The following is a 16,787-nucleotide window of genomic DNA, read 5'->3' on the forward strand; positions in this document are numbered from 1 at the left end:
CCACGCGTCTCTTTTCGAATCACCAAACGAAATTTACCGCCCGTAGTGAGCCGCATTCTTGGTCTGATACTCCGCCCACTTCTCCGGCAGATCATCCCCCGCATAGATCGCCGACACAGGGCACACCGGCACGCACGCGCCGCAATCGATGCACTCTACGGGATCGATAAACAGCTGCTCAGACTCGCCGAACCCAGACTCATCCTTCTTCGGATGGATACAATCCACCGGGCAGGCATCCACGCAAGCCGAATCCTTCGTCCCGATGCACGGTTCCGCAATCACATAAGCCATCTCAAAAATCTCCCTTATTCCCGTCTAAATTCGTCGCGCAAAAATATGCTCGTTCCTAGATTTTAGCAGCACAACCGCACTCATCCGCAACTCGCTCCTCAATGCAACTACGACCGCTTTAGCCCTTATTTAACTCACTTCGACGAATCTGCTCCCGCATCCGCTCCGCCAGGTTCTCCGGAAAGATCGTCTCCCGAGACGACGCAATCTCCTCTTCGCTCCACCACCGAATCTCCCGCATGATCTCCCTCTCATCGGCTGTAACTCCCATCAGTTGAGGCTCCTCGCGCCGACACTTCGCCCAAAAAAGAAAATCCGTATTGTCCTGCATCTCCCCCTGATGAAGAAACTGATTGCGATCGCAATAGACCGGCCCCTCGACGCGAACCTCCAGCCCAAGCTCCTCCTTCACCTCGCGCACCGCCGCCTCAGGCTCCGTCTCGCCCCCTTCAATCTCACCACCCGGCAAAGCCCAGAAGACAAACTCCCCACCGTCCCGCGGCACCACAAAACGAATCAGCAAAACATCTCCAGCCTCATCAAACAACATCACCCGAGCCGTCCGCCTCTTCCGCACCTTACCTCGCACCCTCAATCGCCACGGCTATTGAAACTAAATTTTTTCCGCTGCAAAGTGAATCAAGATAGTGAGCGCTTGAAAAATGCGCGCAAGATAAGCCAACACCCTGCCACAACCTCGACCGCGCTGAGCACGACAGCGCTAGAATTCCCAGCGGCTAAATATGCTCGATACTGAAAAAGCGTAGGCGACCCCACATAGAACAAGATCAGGCCAAGGCCAACGCCGAGAATTTTGCCAACTGCAATTGGCCTTCTCCCTGTTTTTTCCCGTTTAGCTGATATTTTTTTGAGTACAGTTCCGGCGACTCCAAAAACCACGATTCCACACGCCGCAAAAAAGCCGACAAGCAATCCCATAGAGGTGCCCAATCCGCATTGACCATCCTGCTGGCCGGGCTTGCAATCGATAGCTCTGCCGCATCCATAACCAAGTAGCTGAGTAAAAATAGCCAAACTGAGAACAACAATCAGCTGTTGCCAGAGTTCCCCCTTGAGCCAGAACATACGCAACTTGAAGAAAATGGATGGTCGAGACTTATACTCCGGAGCATCCATCAATCCCATTATTCCGCCGCCATCCGTTTCGCCGCAAACTCCGCCGCCGAAGGAATCGCCGTCAACTCCCGCCCCGCAAACATCTCCGTAAACAGATGCACAATCTCCTTCTTAATCAACCCATTCGTGACAAGAGTCTCGCGGCTATCCAGCGTGAACTTCCCTCCATCAAAGTGAGTCACCGTCCCCCCAGCCTCTTCCACCAGCAGATATCCCGCCGAAGTATCCCACGGATTCAGATTGAACTCCCAAAATCCGTCCAGCCGCCCCGCTGCCACATAAGCCATATCCAACGCCGCGCTCCCCGCCCTCCTCACCCCATGCGACCGCAACGTAATCTCGTTATAGAAGTGAATATTCGGGCTCTCGTGCCGCTTCTTACTCGGAAAGCCAGTGGCCGTCAGCGACTCCTGCAGCGAAGCCGTCTTCGACACATGGATCTTCCGCCCATTCAGCCACGCGCCCTTCCCCCGCTCCGCCGAAAACATCTCATCCCGCAGTGGATCGTAGATCACACCCGCAGCCATCTCCCCATCCGCATCAGGCGCAAGCCCCGCCGAACGCTTCTCCAGCCCCAGCACCACGCAAAACGCCGGAAACCCATGCGCAAAGTTCGTCGTCCCATCCAGCGGATCGACATACCACCGATACTCGCTCTCCAACCCACTACGCGTCCCCTCTTCGCCATACACTCCATGCGTCGGAAACGCCGCCTTCAGCTTCTCCACAATCAACTGCTCGCTCGCCCGGTCGGCCTCTGTCACCAGGTCCACATCGCCTTTGTACTCGGTCGCCACACCCTTCGCATAAAAACCACGCAGCAACGCCCCCGCCTGCCGTGCAATCCCCTCGGCAATATGCGCAAACTCAAACTTCTTCACCGTAACCCTCCCATCGACCGCAACTGTCTCCAGTGCTATCGTTCCACCAGAGTATCCTGCGCCCGGCCCAGCCTGCCTCGAAACTCCGCTCGCTGAACTCACACCGAGGTCAAGACATGCCGAAATTCCTCATCGAACGCGACATTCCCGACGCCGGCCAACTCACCCCCGAGCAACTCCTCGCCATCTCCTCGAGCTCCTGCCGCACCCTTCGCGGCATGGACCCAGAAGTCCAGTGGATCACCTCCTTCGTCACCGCCGACAAGATCTACTGCATCTACATCGCACCCGACGAAGAGGTAATCCGCCGCAACGCCTTCGAAGGCGGCTTCCCCGCGAACACGATCACCCTCATCCAGAACACCATCGCCCCGGCATGACCGCATAACTGTCACCGCGCATCCGCGTAATACCCCGACCTGTAGCGAAGGTCATACTTCCCCTTCAGCTCCGCATCGGCCATCCGCACCTTGATCTGCCGGAAAGAATTATCCGCTCCTCGCCGCGGCGCATAGTACCCCAACAAATACTGCGTCCTCAAGTCATCCGACACATGCGCAAACGCCGGCTCCAGGTCCTTCGGATCCACGACATAGTAGTACTTCCCACCCGTATCCTCCGCCATCTGAATCAACGCATGCTCCCCGCCTTCATTCCTCCCCGCATCCGCATAGATCGGCACAATAATGATCGAGTACACCATCGCACCCGCCCTCTGCGCCTGCTCCAGCGCCTGCGTATACCGCGCCCCCTTCACCGTATCCCCGCCATCGGTGATCAGCACAATCACCCGCCGCCGCCCATTCGCAGCCGAGGTCCCCGCCAGCCTGTCCGACGCCAGATAGATCGCGTCATACAACGCCGTAGCATCCCCATGCTGAATCTGATTCAGCCCAGCCTCAATCCTCTTCGGCTGATTCGTAAACGGCACAATCTCTCGCACCACATCCGCGAACTCCATCAGATCCAACTCATCCTGCTCCCGCAGCAGCGCTCGCACAAAGTGCTTCGCCGCCTCCTTCTCCAGCCGCTCACTGCTCAACACGGTCTCGCTCGCATCAATGGCAAGCACAATCGACAGCGGCGTCGTAGCCTCCTTCTCAAACACCGCGATCTTCTGCGGCTTCCCATCCTCTAGAATCTCGAAGTCATCCCTTCCCAGCCCACCCACCGGCGAACCCTTCGCATCGACCACGTTCAACGCCACATTCACCAACCGCGTCTCAACCTTGATCGTCGGAAATCCACCCGTAGGAGATCCGCTCTGCGAGCCATTCGTCTTACCGCCCGTCTGCGTCACAACCACCGGCGGACTCACCACATCGTCCGGATCCTTCGGAGCCTGCGCTCCATCCACAGGAGGAGGTTCCCGCACCACCGGAGCCTGCGCAAGCAGATCCCCCCGCACAAACAGCAGCCCCGCACCTAACACGAGCCCCGACCACTTCATCCCTGTCTCTCCGGCCCAGCAACCGCAATCTCATCAGGAAACGGCTCTCCATCCGCCCAGATAGCCCCATCCACAAACTGTTCCTTCTTCCATATCGGCACCGTCTTCTTCAACGTATCGATCAGCCACCGGCAAGCCTCAAACGCCGCGCCACGATGCGCCGAAGCCACCACAATCAGCACACTCGTCTCCCCCACCACCAGCCGGCCCAGCCGATGCACCAGTGCCACCTCCCTCACGCCGAACCGCTCCACCGCCTCGTCCGCCAGCCCACGCATCTTCTCCAGCGCCATCTCCCGGTACGCTTCATAGTCCAGATAAAGCGTCTTCCTTCCCCGGGTATTATTCCGCACGATCCCGTCGAACACACACACCGCACCATCTTCGCCGGCCTTAATCTCCGCGACGATCTCCTCTGCCGCAATCACCTCATCCGTAATCTCAACCCGCATCGACTTCCGTCTCCCAAACCTCACTGTCGCCACTACCCTTGCTTTTGCTCTTACCTTTGCTTTTGCCTTTGTATTTCTTGTTGTCAGCCCCGAAGGGGGATCTGTTGTTGCCGATGCCTATCTTCCAGTTCCACCAACTCAGCCACCACTGACCGGGGGCAACAAAGCCACTTCATCTCCCTCCCCCAACACCATCTCTGCCCGCGCATACTCCTGATTTACCGCCACAGCCATCGAATCCCAAATCTTCCCCGCCCCTGCATAACGCCCTCGACAAGCAGTAATCAAATCCGCCACCGAAGCTCCCTCCGCCAACACCATCTCCTCATCACCCCGGCCAAAAGCATCCTTTAGCACACCAAAATAAAGAACTCGCACCCGCATATCCCATCAGAATACGCGAGCACGAGTCTTTGACGTCACCACAAGCTCAACATCACCGCCCCAGCGAGCAACTTCGCTCTTCCAGCAGCGATCACCTCCCAGGGCGACCGCCTAACCTACGATTCTTTCGCCGCCTGATACCTCTCCAACAGCTTTCTCCCCTTAACCGCCAGCTTCTTCGCCGCAGCCTCAGTCTTCGGAACCGCCTCACCCCACGCATGCGCGCTCAACGCCAGCCGCGTCGGCTGTCCATCCTTCACCATCGGCCCACGCGGATGCGTAAAGTGCCGCGTCAGAAACGATCCCTTCCTTCGCATCTTCTCCGGAGTATCCGCATTCCCCTTCACTCCGGGCTTCAGATTCGCCCCCTCAGTCTTCTTATAAAACTCCCGTCCAGCCGCAGTCAGTCCACCTTCAGGATCCCGCCCCTTCGCAGGCATCGACTTCGTCGCCGTCGTCTTCGGCGCACCCTTCTTCGCCACACTCTTCTTCATCGTTGCCATAAAAAATTACCTCAAAGCATAAGAGCCACCCACAATCTTCACGGGTGGCTCTCAACTTCGAATCGTATTCATACCCTCAACGGCGACCGCGCACCATCTGCATCACACAAAATCCGCAGTTACCGCACCGGCTCATAGTTCAGCAACACGCTCCCATTGCCAAACACGCGATGCTTCGTCAGCTTCAGCCGCTGCTTCTCCTTCAACCCCTCGAACATCGTCCTGCCGCCACCCAGTGCAACCGGGATCACTGCAATCTGATACTCATCAATCAGCCCCGCTCCCGCCAGTTGTGCAACAATCGTCCCACTCCCGAAGATCACGATCCCTTCCCCGGCTTCCGCCTTCATCTTCCTCACCGCTTCCACCGGATCGCTCTTCACCAGCGTCGTATTCTTCCACTCCGCCTTCTCCATTGACTTCGAAAACACGACCTTCTTCGCGCCATTCATCCTCTCCGCGACCTCAGGCATCATCGCGGCCGCGACGGGCGTCGGCCAGAAGCCCACCATCAGGTCATACGTCTTCCTTCCAAACAAAAGCATCCCGCCGCCTTTGGCATTTCCTCGCGTAAACTCATCCCACTCTGCGTCATCATTGCGAGCAAAGCTCATGTCACCCTTATCGTCCGCGATGTAGCCATCAAGCGACACATTGTTGAACACCATTACTGTCTGCATTCCACGCTCCTCAATCTCCGCCGTCCTCTTTGCCCGCGATTGTCCGTTCCCCTTTGTTTCTGCAACTGCCGACCGAAGCTGCTCACGCCCTGGTGAGCAACTTCGGTCGAGAATCTCGTCTCAGCCCTTGAGGAATTACTTAGGCCCAACCACCGCAAACAAAGCCCCCTGCGGATCGATTCCCTGAACAATCCAACTCCCGCCCGGAACCTCATGCGGCCCCATCAACACCTTGCCGCCCTTCTCCTTCACTCTTCCGGCCGCCGCATCCGCGCTGTCCACATTGAAGTAATAAATCCAACCCGGACGATTCGCCTGATCCTCAGCCGTCATCATTCCGCCCATCGTAGGACCATCCGCCGCGAACATCTGATACACCCCCGACGGCCCCATATCCATCACCTCGGTCTTCTTCCAGCCGAACATTCCGGAGTAAAACTCGAACGCCGACTTCCCATCCACTGCATGCAGCTCATGCCAGTTCGCAAAACCCGGTGTTGCGGGCGGCGGCTGCGGCGGCCTCTGCGCCCCTTCCTTCGCCTGAAACAACACAAACACCGTCCCCTGCGGATCCGCCACCACAGAAAACCGTCCAACGCTCGGAATCTCCCGCACCGGCCGATGCACCTTCCCCCCCGCCGCCTGCACTCGCTTCGTGTACTCGTCCACATCGTCCACGCCGAGGTAGCCGATCCATCCCGGCTTGTTCCCGCTCGCGAAGAAATCCTTCGGCATCGCCAACATTCCCGCAACCGGCACCTTGCCGGCCTTAAGAATCGTGTAAGGCTCCCCCGGAGTAATTCCGGGCTGCACATCGGCCTCCCATCCCACCACGCCGCGATAGAAAGCCTCCGCAGCCTTTGCATCTGAAGTCACCAACTCATACCACACAAAGTTCGAGGGCCCGCCCTTCCCATTTTGAAGCGTCATCGTCTTCTCCTTTCGTTGATCGAACAGAAGTCACCGTTACGGTCTTCGCTAAACCGGCCGAGCCCAGCCAGCAACGAAGCACCGTCTTCAGAACTACGCAAGAACCCGAATCAAGTTCACTCCCAAAGAGCACAAACTACGCCCGGGAAATTCTGCAGATCACCATACCCACTGGTAGGTACCTGGTCAAGGCCACACCCGATATCAGCTGCCACCTCCTGACACCGGAACTCCAGCGCTCCCCGCCGCCATTCTGCGACAGCAATCGCAAGAGGCCTCGCAACGTACCGAGACCGCAAGGATCTGAATGAGACGGAGGCAGTTGCTACTTCGGTAGTGGCCCAAGAATATCGATCTGGTACTTGGCACAAAGGCGATTGAGCTTCTCCAAATCCGGCTTCGTCGGCTTCGGCAAGACCCGCTCTAGAGCAGGCTCTGCCATCTCTTCCATCATTCCGACGAACCCAGTTCCCGGAGTCGCCAGGATCAGCATAGTCGCGGGAACAGAACCACTCGCACGAATTCCGTGAGGAATTCCCCGTGGCAGAAACATATACCCTCCCGGTCCGACGACCGTCTTCACACCATCGCAGATAAACGTGTACTCCCCGTCCAGCACATAGAAAGCTTCATCTTCGACATGATGAAGATGGTAGGGAGTGGCATGGCCCGGCGCTGCAATCTGATACACCATCGAGAAGGCTCCGCCGGTTGACTCCGTTGTCGCTTTGACGATGCACAGATTGTTGAGGAACCAGAACGCAGGTCCTTCTGCCTCGGCAACACTTCGCGGTAAAAGTCCGGTCAACACAGTTCTCTCCAAACGGTAGATAGATTATGAATCACCATGAGTGATCTTATCCCCCAGCCGAACGAGGCGTGGTGAGAGAAGCCACGCGCCTTTCCTCATCGCGCGGCGACCTTTCCCCGTCGCTGCTCGCTCTCCTGAATCATTCCACTCATATCGAAAGTTGGATGTATCTCGAATAGCGTCCCATACTTCAGTGACGGATGCTGCGACATGAGCTGAATGGCATGATTCATGTCTCGTGCCTCAAGCATGAGAATGCCGCCGAGCTGTTCCTTGGTCTCCGCATAGGGACCGTCAGTCGTCGCCACTTTCCCTTTCTTCCAATACACGGTCAACGCAGTTTCCTCAGGCTGAAGAGCTTCTCCCCCAACAAAGTGCCCGTTGGCGCGCAGATAATCGTCATACACAAAACATTCGTCGAACATCGCGTTTCGCTCGTCCGCGGTCATGCTCGCGTGTTTTGCTGGCTCGTAGTATCCCAGACAGATGTATTTCATTGGACCTCTCCTCTTGTTGGCTAGCGGCGGAACCTTGCGCGCTGGATTGTTCACCCTATAGTCGTCGAGCGTAGAGAAAATCGACAGAGCCAGTTCTTCTAAATCAACTCCTGCAGCCGCCCCGCGAGAAAACGGCGCTCCGGCTCCTGCCCCGCCAGGGCCAGCGCCCTCTCATACGAAGCACGGGCCTCCGAAAGCCGTCCCAGTCTGCGACACAAATCCGCGCGAGCAGAATGCGCGAGGTGATAATTGGCGAGTTCCTCGCGCGCCAGCAAGCCATCAATGAGACGTAAACCCTGCTCTGGACCTTCGCACATCGCGACGGCAACTGCGCGGTTCAGTTCCACCACCGGAGATGGGTGAATACGAAGCAGCCCGTCGTAGAGCAGCGTGATCTGGCGCCAGTCCGTGGACGCCGTCGAGGTAGCCTCAGCGTGAACTGCCGCAATGGCCGCCTGCAGGGTGTAGGTACCGAAACGGCGCGATGCAAGAGCGTTCGCCGTAAGCGAGATGCCCTCCGCGATCTGATCCCTGTTCCACAACAACCGATCCTGCTGCTCCAGCAAAATCAGTTCTCCCTCCGCAGAGCTTCGCGCAACGCGACGCGACTCCTGCAGCAGCATCAGCCCCAGCAGGCCCATCACCTCGGGTTCCGGAAGGAGGTCAACGAGCAGTCTACCCAGGCGGATCGCCTCGCGGCTCAGCTCGGCTCCCGTTGCCACCGCCGAATAACCCGCATTGAAGACCAGGTACACCACCTGAAGCACGGCCCCTAATCTTGCCGATAACTCTTGCGACAAGGGCACTTGGTAAGGAATCGCCTTATCGCGGATGACGGCTTTCGCGCGAACGATACGTTGTGCCAGCGTCGCCGGCGTAACGAGAAACGCCCGGGCAATCTCCTCTGTTGGCAGGCCGCAGACTTCACGCAGTGTAAGCGCAATCTGTCCCTCCGGTGGCAGCGCGGGATGGCAACACGTGAAGATGAGACGTAGTCGATCGTCCTCGATCTCCTCTTCCTGCGACGCTTCGTTGATGCGTGCTTCGTTCATCTGCGCTTCAAGGTGCAGCGCAAGATCTTTCTCTACTCCGTCAAAGCGCGTCCGTCGCCGTATTCCGTCAATGGCCTTGAAGCGCGCGGCTGAAATCAGCCAGGGGCGCGGTTTTTCCGGTATGCCGTCGTGTGGCCATCTGTCCAAAGCGGTGGCAAAGGCCTCGTGCATCGCCTCTTCGGCGAGATCAAGATCGCCGAGAAGGCCCACCAGTGTAGCCAGAATCCTGCCCGATTCACACCGGTAAAGAGTCTCAATGATCCTGCTCAGATCTTCGGGCGCATTCAGCGGCATGCATGCCAAACTAGCAAACGGACAGAATCAGCACAACTGGCTCGCCAATGCGCTCATGGGGGACGCCTTGTACGAGACAAAATTCCAGGAAATAGATTTTTCCGACGGCTTGTCGAATTCCGGTCTCGCCGTTCGTCGTTATAGTGAAGGCCGGGCAGAAAACCCCGCCTGAAGGACCATTACAGGAGAAGACATGCCGCAATATCTGGTTGCTATTCATCACCCCGACGGCTACGACGGGTCCACAGAGGACGAAGAGATGGTCCGGAATATCTATGCGCTCAACGACGAGATGGAGGCTGCCGGTGCCAGATTCTTCGCCGGCGGCCTGCAATCGGCGCCCCGCGCGAAATCACTGCGTAAACAGCCCGGCGGAGGGGTGGTCATCACCGATGGACCATACCTTGAGACCAAGGAACACATTGGTGGATTTTGGATACTCAACGCAGCCAACATGGACGAGGCCGTGGCATGGGGACGCAAAGCCGTCGTCGCGTGCCGCTCATCGGTCGAGGTGCGCGAGTTCCTCACAAGACCAACAAAATAGAAACGCCAACCGAGGACACGGAGACGCAAATGAGAAAACTCAGAATCATGGAACACATCTCGCTGGACGGCGTGATCCAGCACTCCGCCGATGACGATGGATTCCCCTACAGCGACTGGACCGCGCCCTATCGGACTCCCGCTGGCCGGGACGCACTCCTCGCGGAGCATCCCGAGAGCTTCGATCTGCTGCTGGGCCGTCGCACCTACGATAACTGGTCGAGGTTCTGGCCAAAGGCGCCGAGCGGTCCCATGGCGGACCGCCTCAACGCGGCAAAAAAATATGTCGTTACCCACCATCCCGAAAGTCTTGCATGGGGTCCATTCGAGGGCGTTGAACCGAACGCCCTCGAGGGCATTCACCGCATTAAGTCGCAGGACGGCTCGGACGTTATCCTCTGGGGCAGCTCCACACTGACATCGACGCTGCTCGAACATGGCCTTGCGGATGAAGTTCTGCTGATCGTCTATCCAGTCCTTCTCGGCACTGGCAAGCGCATCTTCGCGGACGGAACCCCGCCACGCTCATTCGAACTCATCAGCATCAAAGCAATGCCGTCCGGCATCATCTTCAGTCTTTACAAAGTCGCCGGCCCTCTGAAGACCGGATAAGCCCGTCAGTGTGTGCAGAATCTTGTTCACCACAGGATGGCTGTGATCGCGCTCGAATACTTCGCGAGTAGCCGGATCCGCTCACGAGGCTCGTGCGAGTTGGTCCATCTTCTCTATTTCCTTCAGCCGGCGGGCGGCCCGCGAACTCCAGTTAGGATCGTCTCCCTTGCGTCGAGTACCTACGATGTGGCTTGCAGCAGCGAAGACCTGCTTATCGCCGCCCCATTTGCTGATGATCTGATAATTACCGCCGTGTCCGGCCGCAGTCTGCAGCGGCCCCGCAGGCGCTACGGCACCGACAAGCTTCGCAGAACTCATGTAGTCATAGGGGCCCGCCGCTCCAGGAGCAAACCACGCTCGAAGCAGCCAATTCGAGACCTGAACGACGGTACCATCCTTGCAGGTCTTGCCGTATGTCTGAACCTCCACGGCGTCGCACATCTCCAGCGCGTGCATCGTACCCTTGTTATCGTTGGCAAACTGGTTTGCACCCTCATCACCTGCTGTTTCGAGAATCTCGTGAGAGGCATCCACGCTCACGCCGGTCGGACCCAGGAGACTGCCGCAGGTTGTCACAGCGCAAAGGGCAAAGGGGACGCCCTTTTTATTGATGTCATGGTAAGCACTGGCGCCAGGCGCATCTGGAAGTGTTGATACAAAACCATACGCCCATTCACCAGGCTGAATCTTATCCGCGGTGCCCACGCGTATCGTGGCTTGCGCACCCCACTCCGCGGCGAACTCCTGGTTGACCTGGGCTTGGACTGCCTCGGCAATCTGATTGAGCACGGCAGGCGAGAGCTTCGAGCCGTCCTGCGTGGCTGCACCTTTGGTTGAATCAATAAGAACCCATTTGAATGCGTTCATCGCTGCTCCTTTCCGAACAAACGTGTTTGTTGTGCAAGAATCGACAACCCATACAAAATCCTCGAAAGAATCGATACTCCAATTCACAGGCGTTTATGTCGTCGAATTGCTGAAGACTTTATCCGCGAAACCCTTCGTACGTCCTCGCTCGACAAGATCGTGAGATCGAGGCACAGAACGTTTCAGTTATTCCACGCGCTCGGTAAAAAATCCCACCGGAAGAAGAGGTCCAAAACTTAATCGAACAGGCTTTCCTCTTGAACGCCCGGATACCAAAGCCTTTCGCCCTCCACCCGCGCGAACTCCGTCATACCGTGTGGCCTCCGTGAACTCCCACCTGCCGTCGTCACGAAGATGTCCTCCACCAGGCCGCCGCGAGCCAGCACCGCATCGCCAATCAACGACCGGTGACACCTCCAGGGCACAGCCTCCGCACACATCACCACCGTCCGATCTAGCTCCGGCAGCCCCATCAACCAATCGATCTCCGCAACAAACTCCGGCGTCTGCATGTAGTCCGCATACCCCCGAAAGCTTTCATTCCGCCACCCCGTATTCACGCTATCCTTCCGTGCTGCCCTGCGCCCACCCAACCCCACTCGCCACACCCCACGAATCCCAATCCCCTCAAGCGAAGCAAACAACCTCTCCTGCCCAAACTGCGGATATCTCTTCGATCCCGGATAACGCCTCACATCCACCAATGTGTGGCACCCGTTCTCCCGCAGTGCCCGCAGAAACGTCTCCATCTCCAGCGTCGAGTGCCCAATCGTCATCATCCCCTTCACCACCAGAAATAAAGTTCAAAAACGTGTCACATTTTTAGACGCCCAGAACATGACTGCCAAAACACCACATCAGCCACGCAAATCACCACATCCTCACCACAAAAACACCACACAAAAACACGCATTCCGCACAAAAACCCCCGCAAAAACGCCACTGCACCACAAAACAAAAAAAACTAGCACTAAAACAAAAAAAGAGCGGTCCGGCAACAGCCGAACCGCCCACTTTTTTCTCAATCCAATTTACACGGAAGCGTGAATGACCTCTTCGCGAACCGCTTCATCCCGGACCTTTTCGACCTGCGTCTTCGGCAACGCGACCGCCAGTACATCCTCAATCCGAGTAGCGTAATGAAGGGTCACGCCCTCAATTTGATCCGGCGTTAAGTCCTCATCTACCTGCTGTTTGCAGTCCGTCGGCAGAATGACATCCCGCACGCCAGCTCGCTTCGCAGCAAGGAACTTCTCCTTGATTCCACCAACCGGCAGCACATTGCCGCTCAGCGTAATCTCGCCCGTCATCGCCGTCAGCGGATGCACCGGAGTGTCCGTCAACAAGCTCACCAGCGCAGTCGCCATCGTCACGCCAGCCGAAGGACCATCCTTCGGAATCGCCCCGGCAGGCACGTGAATGTGCAGGTCCGTATCCTTCGTGAAGTCCTCATCGAGCCCTAACGACGCGGCATTCGATCGCACCCAGGTCAACGCGGCCTGCATACTCTCCTTCATCACATCACCAATCTGACCAGTGATTGTGAAGCCGCCCTTGCCCTTCATCCGATTCGCTTCGATAAACAACACATCGCCGCCCGCCGGTGTCCACGCCAGTCCAACCGCAACGCCGGCCCGCTTGGTCCGCTCCGCAATCTCCGTATCCACGCGAACTTTAATGCCTCCAAGAAACTCGTGAACGACCTCCGGAGTAATCACAACCTTCTCCGTCGCGCCCTCCGCGATCTTGCGCGCGACCTTGCGGCACACTGTCCCAATCTGCTGTTCGAGCTTACGAACACCAGCCTCACGCGTGTAGTGCCGCGCGATCAGATGCACGCTGTCCTTGGGAAACTCGATCTGCTCTTCCGTAATGCCGTTCTCTTTAATCTGCCGGGGAATAAGGTACTTGATGGCGATATTCACCTTCTCCTCTTCCGTATAACCGGTCAGCTCAATGATCTCCATGCGGTCCAGCAGCGGCCCGGGAATCGTATCCAATTGGTTCGCCGTGCAGATAAAGAGCACCTTGCTCAAGTCGAATGGCTGATCGAGATAGTTATCTCGGAACGTATTGTTCTGCTCCGGATCCAGCGTCTCAAGCAACGCACTCGCAGGATCTCCCCTGAAGTCTCGGCCGAGCTTATCGATCTCATCCAGCATGAACACCGGGTCCTTTACCTCAACCCGCTTCAGGTGCTGAATAATCTGCCCTGGCAGTGCACCGATGTACGTTCTCCGGTGTCCGCGAATCTCCGCCTCATCATGCATACCGCCCAGCGAAATACGCGAGAACTTACGGTCCAGCGCCTTCGCAATAGACCGCCCCAACGAGGTCTTACCCACGCCTGGAGGCCCAACGAAGCACAGAATCGGCCCTTTCATATCCGGCTTCAAACGCCGCACAGAAAGGTAGTCAAGGATGCGATCCTTAACTTTCTTCAAGCCGTAATGATCCTCATCGAGGATCGCCTTCGCCTTCAGAATGTCCACCTCGCCTGAAGAGGTCTTCGACCACGGCAGCACGGCCAGCCACTCCACATAGTTCCGCGTCAACGAGTAGTCCGCGGCAGCAGGATTCATCCGGCTCAGACGCCCAAGCTCTTTCAGAGCGTCCTTCTTCACTTCCTCCGGCATCCCCGCCGTCTCGATCTTTTCCTTCAGATCAGCGATGTCTTTCTGCGTGTCATCTACATCGCCCAGTTCCTTCTGAATCGCCTTCAACTGCTCGCGCAGATAATAGTCCCTCTGCGACGACTGCACCGAATCCTGAACCTCGGTCTGGATCTTGTTGCGCAGCTGCTGCACCTCCAGCTCTTTCGCGAGGTGCTTATTAATGCGCTCCAGACGAGCCGATACATCGGGTGTCTCCAGCAGTTCCTGCTTGTCAGTCGTAGTCAAAAACGGCAACGACGAAGCAATAAAGTCGGCCAGCCGGCCAGGCTCATCGATGTTGATCGCAATCGTTTGCAGATCGTCGCTCAAAGTTGGCGATGAAGTCACAATCTGCTGAAACTGGCTCACCACATTCCGTTGCAGAGCTTCCGCCTCGGGTGTTTGCTGTGGCTCGACATCAGGAATCGATTCATACTCCGCGGTCATAAACGGCGTCAGCTGCACAAATTCGCCAAGATGAACCCGCTCGTTGCCCTCGGTGAACACAAACAGGCTCTGGTTCGGCATCTTGACGACCTTATGAACCGTCGCCCGTGTACCAGTAGCGAACAGATCTGCGGCGACCGGAGCATCCTGCCGCGCATCCCGCTGCGCCACCACCAAAATGGTCTTCTCCTCGCCCAGCGACTGAATCAGCTGGATCGAGCTATCGCGTCCTACCGTCAGAGGCAGGACTGCATGGGGAAATAAAACCGTATCCCGTACTGGCAACACTGGAACAGGGCGTTTTCCGACCGCTTCGGCACCCGCTCCTTCACCGCTTTTCGTCGCCGTAGGTTGAATCACACTTACAAAGTCGCTTGGCATTGAGTGTACCTCTATCAGATTATCCACTATTCGATGCAGCAGGTCTTCATCTGGTCGCAAACTCTGGCCCTCACTCCGGAGATCGTGTCTCGTCACATTCCGTCATCGGCCATAACCCCATTCCCATCTGTGGTTAACTGGATTTAGAAAGACTTCTCCGGCCTCATCCCCAAATAAAACAAAAGGGCCTATCCGAGTCCTGCCAAATATCGGCCTCACCCGGGAGCACCGCGAGCTGAAATAGGAGACCGTCGCCGTACATCGTCCCCCGGCAACTCACGGTAATGGGGATGCTACGCCTCCACCTTCCGGCGCGCCACTGTCGGCCAAAGCCCAAAGATTCACCAAGTCTGACCAGTCGGCTCCCGCCCCTTCTAGGCCGCCCGGTACCGTCCGAGTACCTTCACCATTCGGGAATGTTCGCGCAACGCACCCAAAGCGGCTTCGGCCTCCGCCATCGAATCAAACCTCACATCGACATAGAAAACGTACTCCCAAGGGCTCCCCGGCACCGGCCTGGATTCAATCTTCGTCAGGTCCACCCCGGCCTCCGCCAGTCGCTGCAGAGCAGCCACCAGGGTTCCAGGACGATTCTCAATGGCGAACGCCAAACTCATCTTGTTCTTGCGTGCCACGTCCGCCTCGGCCAAAGTCGTTCCGTCGGCCCGCACCAGGTAAAACCTCGTGTAGTTCTCTGCGTGATCCTCGACGCCGGCTACGACCACCTCAGCACCGTACTCCGTGGCCGCAAGCATCGGAGCGATTCCCGCCACATCACGCAGACCCGCCTCCATAACGTGCTTCACACTTCCCGCAGTGTCATAAAAGGGAATCACCTCCAACTCAGGATGCGAGGCCAGAAATCTCCGGCATTGTGACAACGCCACTGGATGGGACATCACTCTCCTCACCTCTTTAAACTTCACGCCAGGCATTGCGATCACGTTGTGACGAATCCGCAGTAAGCTCTCTCTTACAATCTGCACCGGCGAATCCAGTAGCAGATCGTAGTGTTCGGCAACCGACCCATGCAAACTGTTCTCGATCGGCAGCACCGCCGCATCGACCTCCCCTGCGACTACCTTCCCCAGCACCTGTAGCGATAGGGTGCATGCGATGATCTCTAAATCCGCTGGGTTGCCCAGCATCTCGACGGTCGCCATGTGGCTATTCGAGCCCAGCTCCCCCTGAATCGCCACCTTCAATCCAACCACCTCGCGTATCCGTATCTGCTCGATCCATATTTTATTCCCTTTGGCAACCCCCTCGACGAACCCGGCAACTTACCACAAGAAGGATCTGAAATTTGTGAATGCCATCACAGGCGAACCGGAGAATATAGCCGGCAATCGTCTAGGAGAACGAAATGCTTTGGACTATCACGATTATTCTTTTTATTCTCTGGGTCGTTGGGCTCGTAAGCAGCTACACGCTGGGTGGATGGATTCACATCCTTCTGGTCCTTGCCATCATCGTTCTCATCTTCAACTTGATGTCGGGTAGACGAGCCATTTAACCAACAAGACAGCTAATACGCAGCCCTCCCACTCACCACAGACTTAAGGAGTAACCCATGAACACAGAAAAGGTAGAAGGTAAATTCGACCAGGTAGCAGGGAAGATCAAGCAGAGCGTAGGCGAAGCAGTAGGTAATCAAAAACTCGCCAACTCCGGCGTAGCGGATCAGGTGAAAGGTGCCGCCAAGGAAACGTGGGGCACTGCCAAAGATGCTGCTGCGGTAGCAAACGATAAGGCCCACGCTCGCACTGACGCTAGGACCGAAGACTACAAGGAACGCGCTGAGGATGCCGCTCACAATACACGCGAAAAAATAGCGGCGACGGCGCAACACGTCAAAGATAGCGTCAACGAAAAATTAGACAACTTCAAACGCGAGCATCGCAGCTAAGCGAAG

23 protein-coding genes are annotated in these 16,787 nt (G+C 57.0%); 6 read left to right on the forward strand and 17 right to left on the reverse strand.

The features are described 5' to 3' along the window. Positions 1–33: 33 nt before the first annotated feature. From RBB77_RS20145 to RBB77_RS20160, 4 genes are all read right to left on the reverse strand, one after another. Positions 34–294, reverse strand: a complete 261-nt coding sequence (locus RBB77_RS20145) for a 4Fe-4S dicluster domain-containing protein (RefSeq protein ID WP_429628672.1) — start codon at positions 292–294, stop codon at positions 34–36. A gap of 118 nt (positions 295–412) precedes the next feature. Next, positions 413–871, reverse strand: a complete 459-nt coding sequence (locus RBB77_RS20150; protein ID WP_353063504.1) for an NUDIX domain-containing protein — start codon at positions 869–871, stop codon at positions 413–415. Positions 872–933: 62 nt separating this feature from the next. Then, positions 934–1,440 (reverse strand): hypothetical protein, encoded by a 507-nt coding sequence (locus tag RBB77_RS20155; RefSeq protein WP_353063505.1) that lies wholly within the window; start codon positions 1,438–1,440, stop codon positions 934–936. Further along, a complete protein-coding gene (locus RBB77_RS20160; RefSeq protein ID WP_353067676.1) occupies positions 1,440–2,312 on the reverse strand; it encodes an inositol monophosphatase family protein in 873 nt (290 codons plus the stop codon). Before RBB77_RS20160 ends, RBB77_RS20155 begins: the two co-directional genes overlap by 1 nt. A 116-nt stretch (positions 2,313–2,428) precedes the next feature. On the opposite strand from RBB77_RS20160, the gene RBB77_RS20165 reads away from it, so the two are divergent. Next, positions 2,429–2,692 (forward strand): DUF4242 domain-containing protein, encoded by a 264-nt coding sequence (locus RBB77_RS20165; RefSeq protein WP_353063506.1) that lies wholly within the window; start codon positions 2,429–2,431, stop codon positions 2,690–2,692. Positions 2,693–2,703: 11 nt separating this feature from the next. On the opposite strand, the gene RBB77_RS20170 is transcribed toward RBB77_RS20165, so the two are convergent. From RBB77_RS20170 to RBB77_RS20210, 9 genes are all read right to left on the reverse strand, one after another. Further along, positions 2,704–3,762: a VWA domain-containing protein gene (locus tag RBB77_RS20170; protein ID WP_353063507.1), complete on the reverse strand. Its 1,059-nt coding sequence runs from the start codon at positions 3,760–3,762 to the stop codon at positions 2,704–2,706. Continuing rightward, positions 3,759–4,214: a molybdenum cofactor biosynthesis protein MoaE gene (locus tag RBB77_RS20175; RefSeq protein WP_183980953.1), complete on the reverse strand. Its 456-nt coding sequence runs from the start codon at positions 4,212–4,214 to the stop codon at positions 3,759–3,761. The genes RBB77_RS20170 and RBB77_RS20175 overlap by 4 nt, the downstream gene beginning before the upstream one ends. Before the next feature lie 138 nt (positions 4,215–4,352). Beyond that, positions 4,353–4,592 carry a MoaD/ThiS family protein gene (locus RBB77_RS20180; RefSeq protein ID WP_353063508.1) on the reverse strand — a complete coding sequence of 80 codons (240 nt, stop codon included), beginning with the start codon at positions 4,590–4,592 and terminating at the stop codon, positions 4,353–4,355. A 122-nt stretch (positions 4,593–4,714) separates the two neighbouring features. Further along, positions 4,715–5,101 carry a DUF6321 domain-containing protein gene (locus RBB77_RS20185; RefSeq protein WP_353063509.1) on the reverse strand — a complete coding sequence of 129 codons (387 nt, stop codon included), beginning with the start codon at positions 5,099–5,101 and terminating at the stop codon, positions 4,715–4,717. A 119-nt stretch (positions 5,102–5,220) separates the two neighbouring features. Continuing rightward, positions 5,221–5,781: a dihydrofolate reductase family protein gene (locus RBB77_RS20190; protein WP_353063510.1), complete on the reverse strand. Its 561-nt coding sequence runs from the start codon at positions 5,779–5,781 to the stop codon at positions 5,221–5,223. Positions 5,782–5,916: 135 nt separating this feature from the next. Then, a complete protein-coding gene (locus RBB77_RS20195) occupies positions 5,917–6,711 on the reverse strand; it encodes a VOC family protein (RefSeq protein ID WP_353063511.1) in 795 nt (264 codons plus the stop codon). A gap of 325 nt (positions 6,712–7,036) precedes the next feature. Continuing rightward, entirely contained in the window at positions 7,037–7,519 is a 483-nt protein-coding gene (locus RBB77_RS20200) for a cupin domain-containing protein (protein ID WP_353063512.1), read from the reverse strand. Between the two features lie 98 nt (positions 7,520–7,617). Further along, positions 7,618–8,019: a YciI family protein gene (locus tag RBB77_RS20205; protein WP_353063513.1), complete on the reverse strand. Its 402-nt coding sequence runs from the start codon at positions 8,017–8,019 to the stop codon at positions 7,618–7,620. Between the two features lie 98 nt (positions 8,020–8,117). After that, on the reverse strand, positions 8,118–9,365 hold the full coding sequence (locus RBB77_RS20210; protein ID WP_353063514.1) for an RNA polymerase sigma factor: 1,248 nt from the start codon (positions 9,363–9,365) through the stop codon (positions 8,118–8,120). Between RBB77_RS20210 and RBB77_RS20215 the strand changes: the two genes are divergently transcribed. From RBB77_RS20215 to RBB77_RS20225, 3 genes are read left to right on the forward strand one after another with little or no spacing between them, the layout of a single operon-like run. Further along, positions 9,328–9,537: a hypothetical protein gene (locus tag RBB77_RS20215; RefSeq protein WP_353067718.1), complete on the forward strand. Its 210-nt coding sequence runs from the start codon at positions 9,328–9,330 to the stop codon at positions 9,535–9,537. The two genes, RBB77_RS20210 and RBB77_RS20215, sit on opposite strands and share 38 nt — an antisense overlap. 21 nt (positions 9,538–9,558) lie before the next feature. Next, entirely contained in the window at positions 9,559–9,912 is a 354-nt protein-coding gene (locus RBB77_RS20220; RefSeq protein WP_353063515.1) for a YciI family protein, read from the forward strand. A gap of 29 nt (positions 9,913–9,941) precedes the next feature. Then, entirely contained in the window at positions 9,942–10,523 is a 582-nt protein-coding gene (locus RBB77_RS20225) for a dihydrofolate reductase family protein (RefSeq protein ID WP_353063516.1), read from the forward strand. Between the two features lie 81 nt (positions 10,524–10,604). On the opposite strand, the gene RBB77_RS20230 is transcribed toward RBB77_RS20225, so the two are convergent. The 4 genes from RBB77_RS20230 to pheA form a co-directional block, all read right to left on the reverse strand. Next, positions 10,605–11,390: a hypothetical protein gene (locus RBB77_RS20230; protein WP_353063517.1), complete on the reverse strand. Its 786-nt coding sequence runs from the start codon at positions 11,388–11,390 to the stop codon at positions 10,605–10,607. 236 nt (positions 11,391–11,626) lie between these two features. Then, positions 11,627–12,169 (reverse strand): DUF488 domain-containing protein, encoded by a 543-nt coding sequence (locus tag RBB77_RS20235; RefSeq protein WP_353063518.1) that lies wholly within the window; start codon positions 12,167–12,169, stop codon positions 11,627–11,629. A 252-nt stretch (positions 12,170–12,421) separates the two neighbouring features. Then, a complete protein-coding gene (gene lon / locus RBB77_RS20240) occupies positions 12,422–14,872 on the reverse strand; it encodes an endopeptidase La (RefSeq protein ID WP_353063519.1) in 2,451 nt (816 codons plus the stop codon). 374 nt (positions 14,873–15,246) lie between these two features. Then, positions 15,247–16,086, reverse strand: coding sequence for a prephenate dehydratase (gene pheA, locus RBB77_RS20245; protein WP_353063520.1), 840 nt, complete (start codon positions 16,084–16,086; stop codon positions 15,247–15,249). Between the two features lie 152 nt (positions 16,087–16,238). On the opposite strand from pheA, the gene RBB77_RS20250 reads away from it, so the two are divergent. Both RBB77_RS20250 and RBB77_RS20255 read left to right on the forward strand, forming a co-directional pair. After that, a complete protein-coding gene (locus RBB77_RS20250) occupies positions 16,239–16,388 on the forward strand; it encodes a lmo0937 family membrane protein (protein WP_353063521.1) in 150 nt (49 codons plus the stop codon). A 57-nt stretch (positions 16,389–16,445) separates the two neighbouring features. After that, positions 16,446–16,781 (forward strand): CsbD family protein, encoded by a 336-nt coding sequence (locus tag RBB77_RS20255; RefSeq protein ID WP_353063522.1) that lies wholly within the window; start codon positions 16,446–16,448, stop codon positions 16,779–16,781. Positions 16,782–16,787 lie beyond the last annotated feature (6 nt).

The organism is Tunturibacter psychrotolerans, assembly GCF_040359615.1.
In the GTDB taxonomy this organism is placed as follows: Bacteria; Acidobacteriota; Terriglobia; order Terriglobales; family Acidobacteriaceae; genus Edaphobacter; species Edaphobacter psychrotolerans.

Coding starts and splice junctions, on each gene's coding strand:
- RBB77_RS20145 (WP_429628672.1), bottom strand. CDS start 294: ATGGCTTATGTGATTGCGGAACCGTGCATCGGGACGAAGGATTCGGCT.
- RBB77_RS20155 (WP_353063505.1), bottom strand. CDS start 1,440: ATGGGATTGATGGATGCTCCGGAGTATAAGTCTCGACCATCCATTTTC.
- RBB77_RS20165 (WP_353063506.1), top strand. CDS start 2,429: ATGCCGAAATTCCTCATCGAACGCGACATTCCCGACGCCGGCCAACTC.
- RBB77_RS20170 (WP_353063507.1), bottom strand. CDS start 3,762: ATGAAGTGGTCGGGGCTCGTGTTAGGTGCGGGGCTGCTGTTTGTGCGG.
- RBB77_RS20175 (WP_183980953.1), bottom strand. CDS start 4,214: ATGCGGGTTGAGATTACGGATGAGGTGATTGCGGCAGAGGAGATCGTC.
- RBB77_RS20185 (WP_353063509.1), bottom strand. CDS start 5,101: ATGGCAACGATGAAGAAGAGTGTGGCGAAGAAGGGTGCGCCGAAGACG.
- RBB77_RS20190 (WP_353063510.1), bottom strand. CDS start 5,781: ATGCAGACAGTAATGGTGTTCAACAATGTGTCGCTTGATGGCTACATC.
- RBB77_RS20195 (WP_353063511.1), bottom strand. CDS start 6,711: ATGACGCTTCAAAATGGGAAGGGCGGGCCCTCGAACTTTGTGTGGTAT.
- RBB77_RS20205 (WP_353063513.1), bottom strand. CDS start 8,019: ATGAAATACATCTGTCTGGGATACTACGAGCCAGCAAAACACGCGAGC.
- RBB77_RS20215 (WP_353067718.1), top strand. CDS start 9,328: ATGATCCTGCTCAGATCTTCGGGCGCATTCAGCGGCATGCATGCCAAA.
- RBB77_RS20210 (WP_353063514.1), bottom strand. CDS start 9,365: ATGCCGCTGAATGCGCCCGAAGATCTGAGCAGGATCATTGAGACTCTT.
- RBB77_RS20220 (WP_353063515.1), top strand. CDS start 9,559: ATGCCGCAATATCTGGTTGCTATTCATCACCCCGACGGCTACGACGGG.
- RBB77_RS20225 (WP_353063516.1), top strand. CDS start 9,942: ATGAGAAAACTCAGAATCATGGAACACATCTCGCTGGACGGCGTGATC.
- RBB77_RS20230 (WP_353063517.1), bottom strand. CDS start 11,390: ATGAACGCATTCAAATGGGTTCTTATTGATTCAACCAAAGGTGCAGCC.
- RBB77_RS20235 (WP_353063518.1), bottom strand. CDS start 12,169: ATGATGACGATTGGGCACTCGACGCTGGAGATGGAGACGTTTCTGCGG.
- lon (WP_353063519.1), bottom strand. CDS start 14,872: ATGCCAAGCGACTTTGTAAGTGTGATTCAACCTACGGCGACGAAAAGC.
- RBB77_RS20250 (WP_353063521.1), top strand. CDS start 16,239: ATGCTTTGGACTATCACGATTATTCTTTTTATTCTCTGGGTCGTTGGG.
- RBB77_RS20255 (WP_353063522.1), top strand. CDS start 16,446: ATGAACACAGAAAAGGTAGAAGGTAAATTCGACCAGGTAGCAGGGAAG.